The organism is Streptomyces sp. NPDC020898 (genome assembly GCF_044333925.1).
Taxonomy (GTDB): domain Bacteria; phylum Actinomycetota; class Actinomycetes; order Streptomycetales; family Streptomycetaceae; genus Streptomyces.
Genome location: NZ_JBIRRV010000001.1, coordinates 1,114,915 through 1,131,123, shown reverse-complemented (window position 1 = coordinate 1,131,123; position 16,209 = coordinate 1,114,915). Strand labels below are relative to the sequence as shown.

14 protein-coding genes and 2 tRNA genes are annotated in these 16,209 nt (G+C 70.2%); 13 read left to right on the top strand and 3 right to left on the bottom strand.

Going from position 1 to position 16,209, the window contains the following annotated elements; genetic code table 11:
* Positions 1 to 14: 14 nt before the first annotated feature.
* The gene (locus ACH4TV_RS04985) at positions 15 to 1,127 is read right to left on the bottom strand and encodes a M48 family metallopeptidase (protein ID WP_398394273.1); all 1,113 of its coding nucleotides are present in this window, start codon (positions 1,125 to 1,127) and stop codon (positions 15 to 17) included.
* 101 nt (positions 1,128 to 1,228) lie between these two features.
* Between ACH4TV_RS04985 and ACH4TV_RS04980 the strand changes: the two genes are divergently transcribed.
* The 9 genes from ACH4TV_RS04980 to ACH4TV_RS04940 all read left to right on the top strand — a co-directional run bounded on the left by ACH4TV_RS04980 (position 1,229) and on the right by ACH4TV_RS04940 (position 6,503).
* Positions 1,229 to 1,390: a hypothetical protein gene (locus tag ACH4TV_RS04980; protein WP_398394272.1), complete on the top strand. Its 162-nt coding sequence runs from the start codon at positions 1,229 to 1,231 to the stop codon at positions 1,388 to 1,390.
* 141 nt (positions 1,391 to 1,531) lie between these two features.
* The gene (locus ACH4TV_RS04975; RefSeq protein ID WP_318320385.1) at positions 1,532 to 1,696 is read left to right on the top strand and encodes a hypothetical protein; all 165 of its coding nucleotides are present in this window, start codon (positions 1,532 to 1,534) and stop codon (positions 1,694 to 1,696) included.
* A gap of 79 nt (positions 1,697 to 1,775) precedes the next feature.
* The gene (nadD, locus tag ACH4TV_RS04970; protein ID WP_398394270.1) at positions 1,776 to 2,480 is read left to right on the top strand and encodes a nicotinate-nucleotide adenylyltransferase; all 705 of its coding nucleotides are present in this window, start codon (positions 1,776 to 1,778) and stop codon (positions 2,478 to 2,480) included.
* Positions 2,481 to 2,496: 16 nt separating this feature from the next.
* Positions 2,497 to 4,197 carry an LCP family protein gene (locus ACH4TV_RS04965; protein ID WP_398394268.1) on the top strand — a complete coding sequence of 567 codons (1,701 nt, stop codon included), beginning with the start codon at positions 2,497 to 2,499 and terminating at the stop codon, positions 4,195 to 4,197.
* 96 nt (positions 4,198 to 4,293) lie between these two features.
* Positions 4,294 to 4,737, top strand: a complete 444-nt coding sequence (gene rsfS, locus ACH4TV_RS04960) for a ribosome silencing factor (RefSeq protein WP_398394267.1) — start codon at positions 4,294 to 4,296, stop codon at positions 4,735 to 4,737.
* The gene (locus ACH4TV_RS04955; protein WP_398394265.1) at positions 4,734 to 5,402 is read left to right on the top strand and encodes a histidine phosphatase family protein; all 669 of its coding nucleotides are present in this window, start codon (positions 4,734 to 4,736) and stop codon (positions 5,400 to 5,402) included. Before rsfS ends, ACH4TV_RS04955 begins: the two co-directional genes overlap by 4 nt.
* 131 nt (positions 5,403 to 5,533) lie before the next feature.
* A tRNA-Ala gene (locus ACH4TV_RS04950) sits at positions 5,534 to 5,606 on the top strand.
* 509 nt (positions 5,607 to 6,115) lie between these two features.
* Positions 6,116 to 6,349 carry a hypothetical protein gene (locus ACH4TV_RS04945; RefSeq protein WP_044472114.1) on the top strand — a complete coding sequence of 78 codons (234 nt, stop codon included), beginning with the start codon at positions 6,116 to 6,118 and terminating at the stop codon, positions 6,347 to 6,349.
* A gap of 81 nt (positions 6,350 to 6,430) precedes the next feature.
* A tRNA-Ala gene (locus tag ACH4TV_RS04940) sits at positions 6,431 to 6,503 on the top strand.
* 121 nt (positions 6,504 to 6,624) lie between these two features.
* On the opposite strand, the gene ACH4TV_RS04935 is transcribed toward ACH4TV_RS04940, so the two are convergent.
* Complete coding sequence (locus ACH4TV_RS04935) at positions 6,625 to 8,244, bottom strand: NADH-ubiquinone oxidoreductase-F iron-sulfur binding region domain-containing protein (protein WP_398394262.1); 1,620 nt, start codon at positions 8,242 to 8,244, stop codon at positions 6,625 to 6,627.
* The gene (locus ACH4TV_RS04930; protein WP_398394261.1) at positions 8,241 to 9,545 is read right to left on the bottom strand and encodes a cytochrome b/b6 domain-containing protein; all 1,305 of its coding nucleotides are present in this window, start codon (positions 9,543 to 9,545) and stop codon (positions 8,241 to 8,243) included. The genes ACH4TV_RS04935 and ACH4TV_RS04930 overlap by 4 nt, the downstream gene beginning before the upstream one ends.
* A 503-nt stretch (positions 9,546 to 10,048) precedes the next feature.
* On the opposite strand from ACH4TV_RS04930, the gene leuS reads away from it, so the two are divergent.
* From leuS to ACH4TV_RS04910, 4 genes are all read left to right on the top strand, one after another.
* Complete coding sequence (gene leuS, locus ACH4TV_RS04925) at positions 10,049 to 12,928, top strand: leucine--tRNA ligase (protein ID WP_398394259.1); 2,880 nt, start codon at positions 10,049 to 10,051, stop codon at positions 12,926 to 12,928.
* Positions 12,929 to 13,067: 139 nt separating this feature from the next.
* Positions 13,068 to 13,814 (top strand): hypothetical protein, encoded by a 747-nt coding sequence (locus ACH4TV_RS04920; protein WP_398394258.1) that lies wholly within the window; start codon positions 13,068 to 13,070, stop codon positions 13,812 to 13,814.
* Positions 13,815 to 13,895: 81 nt separating this feature from the next.
* Positions 13,896 to 14,741, top strand: a complete 846-nt coding sequence (locus ACH4TV_RS04915) for a DegV family protein (RefSeq protein WP_398394256.1) — start codon at positions 13,896 to 13,898, stop codon at positions 14,739 to 14,741.
* A 496-nt stretch (positions 14,742 to 15,237) separates the two neighbouring features.
* Positions 15,238 to 16,203 (top strand): helix-hairpin-helix domain-containing protein, encoded by a 966-nt coding sequence (locus tag ACH4TV_RS04910; RefSeq protein WP_398394254.1) that lies wholly within the window; start codon positions 15,238 to 15,240, stop codon positions 16,201 to 16,203.
* Positions 16,204 to 16,209 lie beyond the last annotated feature (6 nt).

Sequence of the window (16,209 nt, the reverse complement as noted above, 5' to 3'; positions counted from 1 at the left end):
GCTGCCCGTACGCGTCAGTCGTCGTCGCGAGGGGGCTGGTCCTTGGGCGGCGTGGAGTCCGTGGGTGTCGAGCCGGCGAATCCGCCGAAGCCGCGCCGGACCCGGCCACCGAGGTCGCCCGCCCCGCCGGCGATGTCGGTGACCAGCTTCATCAGCGGGTCCTTGGAGTTCTTGACGTTGGTCGCGTAGCTCGACGCCGACTGGCGGAAGGAGTCGGAGACCGAGGTGTCCTTGTCCTCGTCCCGGCGCGGGTAGTGGCCGTCCATGATCCGCTGGTAGTCGCGGGACTCGGCCCACTTCTTCAGCTCGGCGGCGCGCACGGTGGTGAAGGGGTGGGTGCGGGGGAGGACGTTGAGGATCTTCAGTACGGAGTCGCGCAGGTCGCCCCCGGCCTCGTACTCCTCGGCCTGGGCGAGGAACGCGTCCACGTTCATCTCGTGCAGGTGGTTGCCGCCGGCGATCTTCATCAGGCCGCGCATCGAGGCCTTGAGGTCCTGGCCGACGAGCAGCCCCGCGCGGTCGGCGGACAGCTCCGACTTGCGGAACCACTCGCGCAGGCCGGTCACGATCGCCATGATCGCGATGTTGCCGAGCGGGATCCAGGCGACGCGGAGGGCCAGGTTGGTCAGGAAGAGCAGGATGGTCCGGTAGACGGAGTGCCCGGAGAGGGCGTGGCCGACCTCGTGCCCGACGACGGCCCGCATCTCCTCCTCGTCGAGCAGCTCCACGAGGCCGGTGGTGACGACGATGATCGGCTCGTCCAGGCCGATGCACATCGCGTTGGGCTGGGGGTCCTGGTTGACGTACATCGGCGGGACCTTCTCCAGGTCCAGGATGTGGCAGGCGTCCAGCAGCATGGCGTGCAGGTGGGCGAACTGCTGGTCCGAGACGCGCACGGAGTCGGACAGGAACAGCAGCCGCAGACTGCGCTCGGGAAGCAGTCCGCTGAGCGCCTTGAAGACGGTGTCGAACCCGCTGAGCCTGCGCAGGGCGACCAGGGCGGAGCGGTCGGCCGGGTGCTCGTACGCCCGGGAGGAGATCCCGGGGAAGCGGGTGCGCTGCCTGCTGGGCACGTTCTCGTGGCCCTCCGGGCTGTGCCCGTTGCTCTCGTGGCTGTCGTCGGACATGTGTTCCCCCACGCGTCTGATTGCCCTATGTGCCCCCCGAAGCGGGGCCCAGCCTAGGCGGAGATACCGTGGCGGGGCAGTACACCCTAAGGAGCGATCCGATGGACCACACCCCCGTAACCAACTGGATCACCGAGGCCGCGAGCGCCGCCGAGAAGCAGGGATCCGGCGATCTGCTCCGGGTCGTGCTCATCGTGATGTTCTTCGGCTGCATCCTGACCGCGTGGTTCCTGTTGCGGGGGTACAAACAGAAGGACGACTGAGACGGGCCCGAAGTTCCCTCGCCGTCCCTCCCCGGCCCTTTCCCGGACCCGTCCGCGGAGTCGGCGTGATCCCCGTCGGCGGGCACGCTTACGATGGGCCGACGTCTTTATCCCGCCCTCACCGGATAGGTCCTGCCGAAGATGAGCTTCCACAGCGCCGCAGCCCAGTTGGTCACCCTCGCAGCCGAGGGCGAGGAGCACGGCGGCAACCACGAGAGCCTCAACCCCTACCTCACCGGTGGCGGCGCGTTCTTCATCCTGATGCTGCTGCTGTGGATCACCACTCGTTTCAACCGCGACCGCTGAGGCACCCCGTGCCTTCGGTGAGGCACTCCGGGCCTCCTCCGGACGGCGCCCTCAGGTCGGGCCGGTAGGGTCTGCACGCATGGGAGAGCAGGACATGCCTACCGGCCCGGCGAACAACGCCGGCGACCGCCCGGCGCGCGACGCGGAGAACCGCCCGGGGCCCCGGCGCGGGCCCGGGAACGCGCCGTCGAACCCGGGCAAGCGGCGCCTCGGCGTCATGGGCGGCACATTCGATCCGATCCACCACGGGCACCTCGTGGCGGCCAGCGAGGTCGCCGCGCAGTTCCACCTCGACGAGGTGGTGTTCGTACCGACCGGACAGCCGTGGCAGAAGACCGACCGCAAGGTGTCGCCGGCCGAGGACCGCTACCTGATGACGGTCATCGCGACCGCCGAGAACCCCCAGTTCTCGGTCAGCCGCATCGACCTCGACCGCGGTGGCCCGACGTACACCACGGACACCCTGCGCGACCTGCGATCGCTCAACCCCGAAACGGACCTGTTCTTCATCACGGGAGCCGACGCGCTCGGCCAGATCCTCACCTGGCGCGACGCCGACGAACTGTTCTCCCTCGCGCACTTCATCGGGGTCACCCGGCCCGGTCACACCCTGACCGACCCGGGACTCCCGGAGGGCGGTGTCTCGCTCGTCGAGGTCCCCGCCCTGGCCATCTCGTCCACAGACTGCCGTGCGCGGGTCGCCAAGGGCGACCCGGTCTGGTATCTGGTGCCGGACGGTGTGGTGCGCTACATCGACAAGCGCGAGCTGTACCGCGGCGAGTGAGCCGAGAGGGGCACCGGTGAACGACCGATACGACTCGGGCTACGACGGCGACCAGCAGTACGAGCTCGTCGGCTACGACGACCAGGGCCGGCCTGTGTACCAGCCGGTGCAGCCGCAGCAGCAGTACCAGCAACAGTCGTACGACCCGTACGCGCAGCAGCAGGCACCCCCGGCACAGGGGTACGAGGGGTACGGCTACGACCAGTACGCGACCGGGCAGCAGCAGCCCGCCCCCGCGTACGACCCGTACGCCGCCGGGAACCCGGCCACCGCGTACGACCCCTACGGGCAGGCCGCCGGCAGCGGGCAGCAGCCCCGGGTCGCCGAGCAGGCCGCGCCCGCCGCTCCGACGGCACCGACCGCGCAGGCCGAACAGACCGCCTACATCCCACAGCAGGGCGGTCCGGTCGAGGACGACGGTAAGCAGGGCACGGGTGAACGCGACTACGGCACCCAGCAGTTCGCCTTCGTCGAGGAGCCCGACGGTGACTCCGAGGACGTCATCGACTGGCTGAACTTCACCGAGAACCGCACCGAGCGCCGCGAGGAGGCCAAGCGCCGCGCCCGCAGCCGCGGCATCGCCCTGATCGTCGTCCTCGCCCTGATGGCCGCGGGCGGGGTCGGCTACCTCTGGTACGCGGGCATGCTGCCCGGGGCGTCGTCCGCGGACGCGAAGACCGGCGGAGCGACCACCGCGGGGGCCCAGAAACGGGACGTGATCGTCGTCCACCTGCACAACACCAAGAAGAGCGGCACCTCCACGGTGCTGCTCGTCGACAACGCCACCACCAAACAGGGCACCACCGTCCTGCTGCCCAACTCCCTCGCCCTGACGGACGACAACGGCACCACGACCACGCTCGCCAAGTCCGTCGACGACGACGGCTCCTCCGGGACGCGCGACGCGCTCGACACCGTCCTCGGCACCGACATCGAGGGCACCTGGCGGCTCGACACCCCCTACCTCCAGAACCTCGTCGAGCTGGTCGGAAACATCGACATCGACACCAACGCCGACGTGCCCGACCCGGACGCCACGAAGAAGGGCACGGCGCCCCTGGTCAAGAAGGGCGAGGCCCAGACCCTGAGCGGCAAGATGGCCGTCGCCTACGCCACCTACCTCGCCTCCGGCGAGGCCCAGGACGCCCAGCTGGAGCGGTTCGGGCAGGTCATGCAGGGCGTGCTGCGCAAGCTGTCCTCCGACGCCCAGGGCGCGACGGTCACCGTGCAGACGCTGGCGCAGATCCTCGACCCCTCGCTGACCGACAAGGACCTCGGCGCCTTCCTCGCGCGGCTCGCCGACCTGGCCAAGGGCGGCGACTACAAGACCGCGCTGCTGCCCGTCCTGGGCGACGGCACGCTGAGCGCCCAGGCCAGCGCCGGCGTCGTCAAGACCGTGCTCGGTGGCGCCGCCAAGAGCCCGGACAAGGACGCCGCGATCCGCGTCTCCGTCCAGAACGCCACCGGCGACAAGGACAACACCGAGAAGGCCCGCGTCGTCCTCCTCAACGGCGGCTTCACCTTCCTGGAGGCCGGTACCGCGGCCGCCGCCCAGGCCGCGTCCCAGGTCGTCTACGCCGACGCCGCCGACAAGGAGAACGCCACCGAGGCCGCCAAGACGCTGGGTCTGCCCACCAGCTCGGTGAAGAAGGGCGCGGTCACCTCGAACGCGGACGTCTCCGTGATCCTCGGCCAGGACTACAAGGCTGCCTCGTGACGCGGTGATCCGGTAATGACGTGGGGTGGTGTCGGCGGTCCGTGAGACCCTTGGGTAACCCGCACGGGTTCCCGACCGCCGACCGAAAGCCTTGTAGTGACCGCCACTGACCATTCCATCGAGCTCATCACCGCCGCCGCGCAAGCGGCGGCCGACAAGCTCGCGCACGACATCATCGCCTACGACGTCAGCGACGTGCTGTCGATCACGGACGCCTTCCTGCTGGCCTCCGCTCCCAACGACCGTCAGGTCAAGTCGATCGTCGACGGGATCGAGGAGCAGCTCAGCAAGGAACTCGGCGTCAAGCCGGTCCGACGCGAGGGCGACCGCGAGGCCCGCTGGGTGCTCCTGGACTACGTCGACATCGTCGTCCACGTCCAGCACAGCGAGGAGCGCGTCTTCTACGCCCTGGAGCGGCTCTGGAAGGACTGCCCCGAGCTCGAGCTGCCCGCCGACGCGCAGGCCACCCGCGGCAAGGGCGCCGAACACGCCAAGCTCCAGGCCGAGGAGGACACCGCCGACTTCGGAGGGCTGCGGTGACCGCCCCCGCCGGCGTCGCCCGCAAGCCCGGCCGGGGCCGCCGCGTCATCCTGTGGCGGCACGGCCAGACCTCGTGGAACGTGGAGCGACGCTTCCAGGGCACCACGGACGTCGAACTCACCGAGACCGGCATCGGCCAGGCCCGCCGCGCCGCCCGACTGCTCGCCTCCCTCCAGCCCGACGCGATCGTCGCCTCGGACCTCCGGCGGGCGGCGAACACCGCGGGTGAACTCGCCGAGCTCACCGGCCTCACGGTGACGCACGACGAGGGTCTGCGCGAGACCTACGCGGGCGCCTGGCAGGGGCTGACGCACGACGAGATCATCGCCCGCCACGGCGACGAGTACGCCGCGTGGAAGCGCGGTGAGCCGATCCGCCGCGGCGGTGGCGAACTGGAGGCCGAGGTCGCCGACCGCGCCGCCCCCGTGGTGCTGCGGCACGCCGAGAAGCTCCCCGAGGAGGGCACCCTCGTGGTGGTCAGCCACGGCGGCACCATCCGCACCACGATCGGGCGTCTGCTCGGTCTGGAGTCCCAGCATTGGGAGAGCCTCGGTGGGCTCTCCAACTGCTGCTGGTCCGTCCTCGGTGAGGGCGCCCGGGGCTGGCGCCTCCTGGAACACAACGCCGGCACGCTGCCCGAGCCGGTGCTCGGCGACGACGACTGAGCAGCTCCTCCCCGGGCCCGTCAGGGGCCGGGACCCGGATTTCACTTTCCGGCTGGTCGCAGGCTAAAGTTCTTCTTGTTCGCCCCGCCCGGCGGGGCGGGACACCATGCGGCTAACGCCGCGTGGCGCAAGGGGCTATAGCTCAGTTGGTAGAGCGCCTGCATGGCATGCAGGAGGTCAGGAGTTCAATTCTCCTTAGCTCCACAGTCGAAGATCGGTTGACGAAGGTCCCGCTCCCTCCAGGGGGCGGGATTTTTTGTGCACCGCTCCCGCGGCAACGCGCCTCCGCTCAGGCCGGGTTCGCGGGTGCCTGTGATCCCGCCCTCACACTCTTCTCGAACCGGCTTGAGTCACTTGGGGGCCCGCAGGCGTATACCTCTGCGGAAGCTCTTCTTATGTGCACGTTCGCGCTGGCCGCGACGGCTGCGGCGGGTGCCGTGTCCGGACTGGTACGAAGGCGTCGCTGACCGTATCGGTCCGTCCGTGGCAGAATCAAACGGCCGGAAGGGGGCGCGGCCCGACGGGAGGGAGTTGCGATGCCTGCGAGCATCCTCAGGGAGGTCGGTCACCTCCCTGGTGCGGCGGTCCTACGGGACAGGGCCACCCGCCTCAGCTGCCCTTTCTGCGGTTCCGGCCTGGTCGCCCAGGTTCTCGGCGACAACGGTGGAATTTCCTACGTGTGCACGGCCTGCGGCCACAGCTGGAGCTGATCGATGGGTGCACACAGGAGGAAATGCGACTGGTGCGGCAGTGGTACGCCGATCGTCCGTGACATGGAGCCGGTCAACCACGACTACCAGTACTGGTGCGAGGAATGTGCGCGGGCGCTGATCATAAAAGGCGACCCGATCGAGACCTACCGTGAGCTGGAGGGCGAGCCGATCTACGGACGGCTCCTCGAGGAGCACTGCACCCTCAAACGCTTCTACTCGTTCGTCACGGCCTGACCCGGGAAACGATTTGGTGCTGCACCGGGGGGACCGGTAATGTTGGCGTCGCCGCCGGGGAGACCCGGCGGAAGAACGCAAGGGGCTATAGCTCAGTTGGTAGAGCGCCTGCATGGCATGCAGGAGGTCAGGAGTTCAATTCTCCTTAGCTCCACAGAAGTTGAAGGCGGGTCATCCGATCAGGATGGCCCGCCTTCGGCGTGTGGAGGACGTACGACGGCGGGCCACCCGGAGATCGGGTGGCCCGCCGTCGTACGTGCTGCGTTCTGCGTGTCTCAGCGACCGCTGCCGAGGGCGCGGCGGCCCCGGCCGCCGCGCTGGGACAGGACCGGCAGGCGGTCGGGGGCCGAGGTCCTGGTGTCCTCCTCGATGCGCAGGGCCAGCGCCGGGCAGCGGCGCACCGCGCGCAGCGCCTTCGCCTCCGCGTAGCGGGGCACCTTGGCCTGCGCGACGGTCGGGAAGCCGTCGGCGCCGAGTTCGAAGACCTCCGGGAGGATGTCGGCGCACAGGCCGTGGCCCCGGCACAGCGTCCAGTCGACGAAGATCTTCTGGCGGCTGGGGCCGTTCTCCTCGTCCGTCTGACCGCCCGGGAGGCCCGTGGGCGTCTGGCCGCCCTCGAAGAGCGGCAGAACGCCCTCTACGGGCCTTCCGCAGCCGTTTCCGAGGACATGGGCGGCCAGGTCGTCCGTGAACGCCTTGAGGGTCGATTCCAGGAACATCGCCGAGCCGTCCGGATGTGAGCAGGCACCGCGCCGCTTCACGGACTTGGCGACCTGCTTGACCGCCTCCAGGGCGGCCGGCCCGCCGCCGTTGAGGATGTCCTCCATGCCGCGCGCCGCGGCCGGCAGACCGAGATAGCAGGGGCCGCACTGGCCCGCACTCTCCTCGGCCAGCCACTGGGCCACACGCAGCGACTCGCCCAGCGGGCAGGTGTCCTGGCTGATCGGCAGGATCGCGCCGGCGCCGAGCGCACCGCCCACCGCGTCAAGGGAGTTGCGCGAGACGATCGCCTCGTTGACCGTCGCCGAGTCGATCCACTTGCCGTGGTAGCCGCCGGTCAACACACCCTGCGGGACCGGCGGGGCGCCGGCGAGCTGGAGGACGTACCGCAGCGGCACGCCTGTCGGCACCTCGATCACCATGGGGCGGGCGACCGCGCCGGAGACCGTGAGCATGACGGTGCCCGGTTCGTCGTACAGACCGGTGTTGCAGTAGCGCTCGGCGCCGATGCGGGCGGCGATCGCGAGTTGGGCGTACGTCTCGGCGTTGGACAGCAGGGTGGGTGCGCCGCCGACGCCGGTCTGGGAGGCGCTGACCTTGCGGCCGGGCGGGATCGCCGGGCCGCCGTCGATGGAACGGATCAGGGAGGCGGCGGCGCCGGTGACCATCCGGATCGGATTGCGCTGCACGCGCGCGCGCAGGGCCGAGCGGCGGCCGTTGTTGAGGCCGCGCTCGGCGAGCGCCGCCTCCATGGAGCGCTGCGTGGATTCACGTGTCACCCCGATGACGAGGGTGCGGGCGCCCATGGCCTCCGCGCACAGCAGGGCGCCGTCCAGGATCAGGTGCGGGGCACGGTTGACCAGCACCGTGTCCTTGCGGCAGGCGGGCTCGTCCTCGCTCGCGTTGACGACGACGACCGGTCGCACACCGCGGCGGATCGCCGACTCGGCGACCGACCGCAGCTTCTTGTGGAAGGGGAAGCCCGCACCGCCGCGGCCCTTCAGGGAGATGCGCTCGGAGAGCTGTGCGAGCTGCTCTCCGCCCATCGGTTCGAGCGGCCCGTGCACCTTCAGGTGCATGGGCAGGTCCAGTCTTTCGACGAGGTCGAAACCCGACGTGAGCTGGGGAAGCCCGACCACGCGGACTTCGGGTACGTCGGGCAGGGCCTCGTTCACTTATAGCCTCCGGAAGGCGCGTTCCAAGGTTCGCCCGAGCCCGGTGCGTCGAAATCGTAGGAAGCACCGGGGTTTGTATCAGTGGCGGGACCGCTGTTGTACGTGTCGTTCGCGTTGTACGTGCCGTAGGCGGCATTCGACTCACCGGTGTCGTACACATCACTCGTGCCGTACGCGGCTGTGCCCGGATTGCCATAGGCCGGGATGTTGTATCCGGTGTCGGCCATGGGGTCGTACGCCGACTGGGGCGCCTCGCCGACGGGCGGCGGGGACGGGACCGGCCAGCTGCCCGACGTGCTGCCGTCCATGCGCGGCATCGCCTCGGTGCTCGGTATGTCCATGCGGGCCGTCTGGTCCATGAACGAGTCCTGCGCGCGCGGGGGTGTCACCGCCCGGTAGGCGGCTGCGAAGCCGTTCGCGGGCTCCGCGTCCGGGGTCATGGTGCGGCTGCCCTGGGCGTCGTAGAGCGGCGATCCGGTGGGCGCGTTGCGCTGCGGGGGCATTGCCGGGTCCCCGCCGCGCGTGGACCTGCCCGCGGACTGGTTCTCGTAGCCCGGCAGGGCGGACTCGCCGATCCGGGCGCGGCTCGCGTCCAGGTCCTCGCGGCCGTACCGCTCCTGGGTCCCCAGGATCGCCATGATCTGGGCGGCCACCTTGCGCTTGAACGGGCGGGGCGCCGAGCGCAGTGCCAGGGCCGCGATGACCGCGACCAGGCACAGGCTGTAGAGGATCACGAAGATCGGCTGCGCCTCGCGGCCCGCGTACAGGCCGTGGACCAGCGCGAAGCACCAGGCCGGGTAGGCCAGCATGTGCATCGCGCGCCAGCGGGCCGCGACCGGCGCCGGGGAGGCGAACTGGCCGCGCAGCGCGCCGGTGACGGCCGTGAAGATCATGAGCAGGCCGGCCATGGAGCCCATGCCGATGAGGCCCGCGGTGCCGGTGACGCCGAGGCTGAAGGGGATCAGCGCGCCGACCACCGAGACATGGTCGAGCGCCAGCTTGACCGAGACGTGCAGCAGCAGGAAGGCGACCGAGGCGACGGCGGTCGTCCGGTGCACGGCCTGCGCGATCAACCGCTGGCGGGTGTTCAGGAAGACCCGGTCGGTCGCGACCAGGCCCCAGATCACCGAGCAGGAGAGGGAGACCAGTGACAGCACGCCGGCCCCGAAGTTCAGGAAGTCCTGGAGTTGGTCACCTCCGACCACCACGATCACGGGTATGAGCAGCAGCACGGCAGCCGTCGCCATCCCATAGGCCGAACGTCCGGTCCTGGGAAGCGAACTGTTACTACGAGGGTTCATGGGGGCAACTCCGAGCGGTTCGGGAAGGCGGTCCCGCGTCGAACTCTAAGTCGAGACATACCGAGGAGTACGAGGTTTGAGTTATTGCGCTGTTACCAAAGGCCTGTGAGGCCGTTGTGATGTCCCTTAGGGGTTGTTACGCGAAGTAATTATTGAACCTGGTTCAGGGTTTGCTGTGTGGCGATTCACGTGCCTGCCGGGTCGCGGGAGAGCCATTGGGGGGTCGTGGGGGAGTTGTGTGTGGGTCCCGTGGGGGTCCTGCGTGGGCCCTCCCCGGATGTGGCACCCGGTGCCGCGTGCCCCGGGAACTCCGTCGCGGCGCGCTCGACCGCTGCGGTACCCTGACGCCATGCGTGCCGTACGCCTTCTGCTTAGCGAGCCGCGCTGATCAGTCCCGACCGCTGACGAATCGTGGTCGGCATCAGCGCGGCGTCCCCTCCTGTGCGAGGGGATTTTTCATTTCCGAGCCGCTGGCAGAGACGATCGATGGAGCTTTGAGGATCATGAGCGAGACGAACCCCGCTGCCGCCGAGGTGGCAGCGCCGCACCGCTACACGGCCGTCATGGCGGCCGACATCGAGGCACGCTGGCAGGACTTCTGGGACGCCGAGGGCACGTACGCCGCCCCCAACGCGAGCGGCGACCTGGCGGGCGACCCCGAACTGGCCGCCAAGCCCAAGAAGTTCATCATGGACATGTTCCCGTACCCCTCCGGTGCGGGCCTGCACGTCGGCCACCCGCTGGGCTACATCGCGACCGACGTGTTCGCCCGCTTCCAGCGCATGACCGGCCACAACGTCCTGCACACCCTGGGCTTCGACGCCTTCGGCCTGCCCGCCGAGCAGTACGCGGTGCAGACCGGCACGCATCCGCGGGTGTCCACCGAGGCCAACATCGAGAACATGAAGGTCCAGCTGCGCCGGCTGGGCCTGGGCCACGACAAGCGCCGCTCGTTCGCCACGATCGACCCGGACTACTACAAGTGGACCCAGTGGATCTTCCTGCAGATCTTCAACTCCTGGTACGACGAGGAGGCGGACAAGGCCCGCCCGATCGCCGCCCTGATCGCCCAGTTCGAGAGCGGCGAGCGTGCCGTACCCGGTGACCACGCGCGCGCGTGGAACCAGCTGACCGCCACCGAGCGCGCCGACATCCTGGGCGAGTACCGCCTGGCGTACGCCTCCGAGGCGCCTGTCAACTGGTGTCCGGGACTGGGCACCGTACTGGCGAACGAGGAGGTCACCGCGGACGGCCGTTCCGAGCGCGGCAACTTCCCCGTGTTCAAGGCCAAGCTGCGCCAGTGGAACATGCGCATCACCGCCTATGCCGACCGGCTGCTGAACGACCTGGACGCGCTGGACTGGCCCGAGGCCATCAAGCTGCAGCAGCGCAACTGGATCGGCCGCTCCGAGGGCGCCCGTGTCGACTTCCCCGTGGACGGCGAGGCCATCACGGTCTTCACCACTCGCCCGGACACCCTGTTCGGCGCGAGCTACATGGTCCTGGCGCCCGAGCACCCGCTGGTCGAGAAGTTCACCCCGGCGAGCTGGCCCGAGGGCACCCACGACGTCTGGACGGGCGGCCACGCGACGCCCGCCGAGGCTGTCGCCGCCTACCGCGCCCAGGCCGCCTCGAAGTCCGACGTCGAGCGGCAGGCCGAGGCCAAGGACAAGACCGGTGTGTTCATCGGCTCGTACGCGACCAACCCGGTCAACGGCGAGCAGATCCCCGTCTTCATCGCCGACTACGTCCTGATGGGCTACGGCACCGGCGCGATCATGGCCGTCCCCGCGGGCGACCAGCGCGACTTCGAGTTCGCACGCGCCTTCGAACTGTCGATCCCCTGCATCGTCGAGCCGACCGACGGACGCGGCACCGACACCTCGACGTGGGAGAGTGCCTTCGGGGCGCACGACGCGAAGATCATCAACTCGGCCAACGGTGACATCTCGCTGGACGGGCTGAGCATCGTCGACGCCAAGGCGCGCATCACCGAGTGGCTGGAGCGCAAGGGCATCGGCCGCGGCACCGTCAACTTCCGGCTGCGCGACTGGCTGTTCAGCCGCCAGCGCTACTGGGGCGAGCCCTTCCCGATCGTCTACGACGAGGACGGCGTCGCCCACTCGCTGCCCGAGTCGATGCTGCCCCTGGAGCTGCCGGAGGTCGAGGACTACTCGCCGCGCACCTTCGACGCGGACGACGCGGACACCTCCCCGGAGACCCCGCTGTCCCGCAACGCGGACTGGGTCAACGTCACCCTGGACCTGGGCGACGGCCGCGGGCCGCAGAAGTACCGCCGCGAGACCAACACCATGCCCAACTGGGCCGGTTCCTGCTGGTACGAGCTGCGCTACCTGGACCCGCACAACAGCGAGAAGCTGGTCGACCCGGCCATCGAGCAGTACTGGATGGGCCCCCGCGAGGGCCAGCCCCACGGCGGCGTCGATCTGTACGTCGGCGGCGCCGAGCACGCCGTGCTGCACCTGCTGTACGCGCGCTTCTGGTCCAAGGTGCTGTTCGACCTGGGGCACGTCTCCTCGGTCGAGCCGTTCCACAAGCTGTACAACCAGGGCATGATCCAGGCCTTCGTGTACCGCGACAGCCGCGGCATCGCCGTACCTGCCAACGAGGTGGAGGAGCGCGACGGCGCCTACTTCTACCAGGGCGAGAAGGTCTCACGGCTGCTGGGCAAGATGGGCAAGTCCCTGAAGAACGCGGTCACTCCGGACGAGATCAGCGCCGAGTACGGGGCGGACACTCTGCGCCTGTACGAGATGGCGATGGGCCCCCTGGACGTGTCGCGGCCGTGGGACACGCGCGCGGTGGTGGGCCAGTACCGGCTGCTGCAGCGGCTGTGGCGCAACGTCGTCGACGAGGACAGCGGTGAGGTCACCGTCGTCGACACCGGGGCCGACGAGGCGACACTGCGTGCCCTGCACAAGGCGATCGACGGCGTAGGCCAGGACCTGGAGGGCCTGCGGTTCAACACCGCCATCGCCAAGGTCACCGAGCTGAACAACTACCTGACCAAGACGGGCGGCCCGGTCGCGCGCCCGGTCGCCGAGGCCCTGGTACTGCTGGTCGCGCCGCTGGCCCCGCACATCGCCGAGGAACTGTGGCGCAGGCTGGGCCACACCGACTCGGTCGTCCACCAGGACTTCCCGGTCGCCGATCCCGCGTACGTCGTGGACGAGACCGTGACCTGCGTCGTGCAGATCAAGGGCAAGGTCAAGGCACGCCTGGAGGTCTCGCCGTCGATCTCCGACGACGAGCTGGAGAAGGTGGCGCTGGGCGACGACAAGGTCGTGGAGGCGCTGGCCGGCGCGGGGATCCGCAAGGTCATCGTGCGGGCGCCGAAGCTGGTCAACATCGTTCCGGCGTAGACGTGGGCGGTCCCGTCCGGGCCGCTCGGGGTAGTCCCCTACGGGCAGGTTCGGGGTTCTTTTGGAACTCCGGGCCTGCCCTTTGCGTTTACCGTTGAAGAGCGGCTCGATGGCCGCGACTTTTAGGAGGAGGAGCGTCGTGGAAGCCGCTGTCGCAGTTGTCGCCCTGCTCTTTCTGCTGTTCGTGGTGCTGGGCGTGTACGCCACGGTGAAGGTGGTCGGCGCCGCCAAGAGGGGCGTGGACCGCACGATCTCGCAGGCCCGCCGCACGGTCGAGGACACCACGCTGCGCGCCAAGAGCTTCGCCCAGCTCGGGCCGGCCGGCGAGGTGGCCCAGCTCAGGCTCAAGCTGCGTACATCGATGCGTTCCACGCAGGACGCGCTGCACGCGGGCGTGTCCGAGGACGAGTCCCTCAAGGAGTCCCTCGGCCTCTTCGAGCGGCTCAGCAGCCACGGCCACGAACTGGACGCCGAACTCAAACGGCTGGAGTCCGAGCCCGACCGGGCGACGCTCGCCTCACGACTGCCCGGCCTGCGCGAGCGCACCGATCACATCACGCAGGCGGCCGACTCGCTGCGCTGGGCGGCCCGGGACCGGGCAACCCGGTTCGCGGACGACGACCTGGACTCCCTGAGGACCCAGATAGACGTCGAGGCGGGCGCCCTGCGCCACTGGACGACAGCGGAGCCCACGCCGACGTCCACCCCCGCGCCGCCGCCGTGGCCCGAGGCTCCGCCGGCCGACGGCGCCGCGGACCAGCAGACCTGGCCGGACAACCCCGACGCGCGCCGCGCCGCCGAACCGACCAGGCCCGCCATCACCCCGCCGGTCCAGCAGCCCACCTACCCCTGGCAGAAGAAACCCCGTCCCGAGAACACGACTTGATCCGCCGGGCGGACTCCGGCCCCGACGCAGGTGGAAGGGGCGGGCTGCCGCCCACGCGCTACGGCAGGTAACCTCCAGCTCATGTCCCGCCATGTCGCGATCGTCACCGATTCAACGGCCTACCTGCCGCCACGGACGATGGAGCGCCACGGCATCATCGCGGTGCCGCTGACCGTGGTCCTCGGTGATAGGGCCCTCGAAGAAGGCACCGAGATCTCGGCCCGATCCCTGGCCCAGGCGCTCCAGAAGCGCCGGTCCGTCACCACCTCGCGCCCCAGCCCCCAGCTCTTCGCGGAGACCTACCGCAAGATCGCCGAGTCCGGCGCCACCGGCATCGTCTCGCTGCACCTGTCCGCCGAGTTCTCGGGCACGTACGACGCCGCGGTCCTGGCGGCCCGTGAGGCGCCGGTGCCCGTGCGGGTGGTGGACACCGGCGTGGTCGCGATGGCCCTCGGGTTCTGCGCGTTGGCCGCGGCCGAGTCGGCGGAGGCGGGCGGCACGGTGGACGAGGCCGTCACGGCCGCGGAGAAGCGGGCAGCGGGTACGGCCGCGTACTTCTACGTCGACACCCTCGACTATCTGCGCCGCGGCGGCCGGATAGGCGCCGCGCAGGCTCTGCTGGGCTCCGCCCTCGCCGTGAAGCCGCTGCTGCAGCTGGACGGCGGCCGTATCGAGCTGCTGGAGAAGGTACGGACGGCGTCCAAGGCCATCGCCCGCCTGGAGGAGATCGTCGCCGACCGGGCCGGCGGTGCGCAGGTCGACATCGCCGTCCACCATCTGGCCGCCCCCGACCGGGCAGCCGCCCTCGCGGACCGCTTGCGTGCACGGGTGCCGGGCCTGGCCGAGCTGCACGTCAGCGAGGTGGGGGCGGTGATCGGGGCGCACACGGGGCCTGGGCTGTTGGGTGTGGTCATTTCGCCTCGGTGAGGGTCCCTGCGGGGCTTTGGGCCGGAGCGTGGAACTCGTGTGGGTGACGGAGTTATCCACAACCGGCCGGTAATCCACCGGAATTGAGCAAGATCATCGCGGGTGGGGTGGATTGCTCCATCCTCGGCGCATGGCACTTCGATCACGTTCCCGCGCAACCACTCCGACCAGCGGCCCGGGCCGCGGCCCGATGTCCGACGGCCGCGTCCGCCACGGCCACCGCCGCCCCCGCAGCCGGGCCCGACAGCATCAGGCGTCGGCCGATGAACTCCGCCGCCGGGCGGAGGTGCTTTTCGGCGAACGGGCGCTGGAACGACGGGAGTTGGGGAACGGGCCGCCGGGCACGGAGCGGGATGCGAGGGCTGCGGACGGCGGGGAGAGGGCGCGGTTCGCCAGGTCGGCGGTCGGGCGTGGGGGTTCTGGTGGAGGGGGCGGCGGCGACAGCAGGGATGACCCTGGTGTGGGCGTGGAGGGCGACAGCGGCGGAGGCGTCGCTGTGGGTGCTGCTGGCGGTGTTGGTACTGGTGGCGGCGCCAATGGCGGTGCTGATGCCGGAGCGGGTGTCAGTGGCGGAGGCGATGTTGGAGCCGGAGCCGGAGCCGGAGCCGGAGCGGGAGCGGGAGTCGGAGTCGGAGTCGGAGTCGGAGCCCGAGCGGGAGCAGGAGCCGGAGCAGGTGTCAGTGCTGGTGTTGGAGCCAGTAGCAGTGTCAGCGTCGGTGGCGGTAGCGGTGGTGGTCGGGCTGCTGGGGGTTGGCAGGAGCGGGCCGGGTTCGCGTTGCGGGAGCGGATGCCGGTGTGGTTGCAGGCGCGGTGTGGTCTTGAGCGGCGGAGCGTGGTGGCGCTCACGGTGGTGCTGGTCGCCGCCGCGGTGCTTGCCGGGCAGCACTTCTGGACGGGGCGGACGCAGTCCGTTCAGGCGCCGGAGGTGGTTCGGGCGGCAGCTCCGTTCGGGGCGGTGCGGGCGAGTGTCGCGGCCAGTCCACGGGCTGTCGCGGGAGCAGCGGCGGCCCAGATCGTGGTGGACGTCAGCGGCAAGGTGCGCGAGCCCGGGATCCAGCAACTGCCGGCGGGGTCCAGGGTTGCCGACGCGTTGCGGGCCGCGGGTGGGGTGCGTCCCGGTACGAAGACCGAGGGGCTCAACCGTGCGCGGTTCCTCGTGGACGGCGAACAGGTGGTGGTCGGCGGAGCCGTGCCCGGGGCAGGGGTGGTCGGTGGCGGCGCGGTCGGTGCGGGTGGCGTGGGGGTGGGCGGGGCGGGTGCTGGGCCTGCGGCGCCGGTTCCCTTGAACACGGCCACCGTGGATCAGCTCGACACGTTGCCGGGGGTCGGTCCTGTGCTGGCGCAGCACATCGTCGACTATCGCACCCAGCACGGCGGATTCCGGTCCGTGGACGAACTGCGTGACGTGAACGGCATCGGCGAACGACGCTTCGCCGACCTGCGGAACCTCGTGCAGCCATGAGCCCGG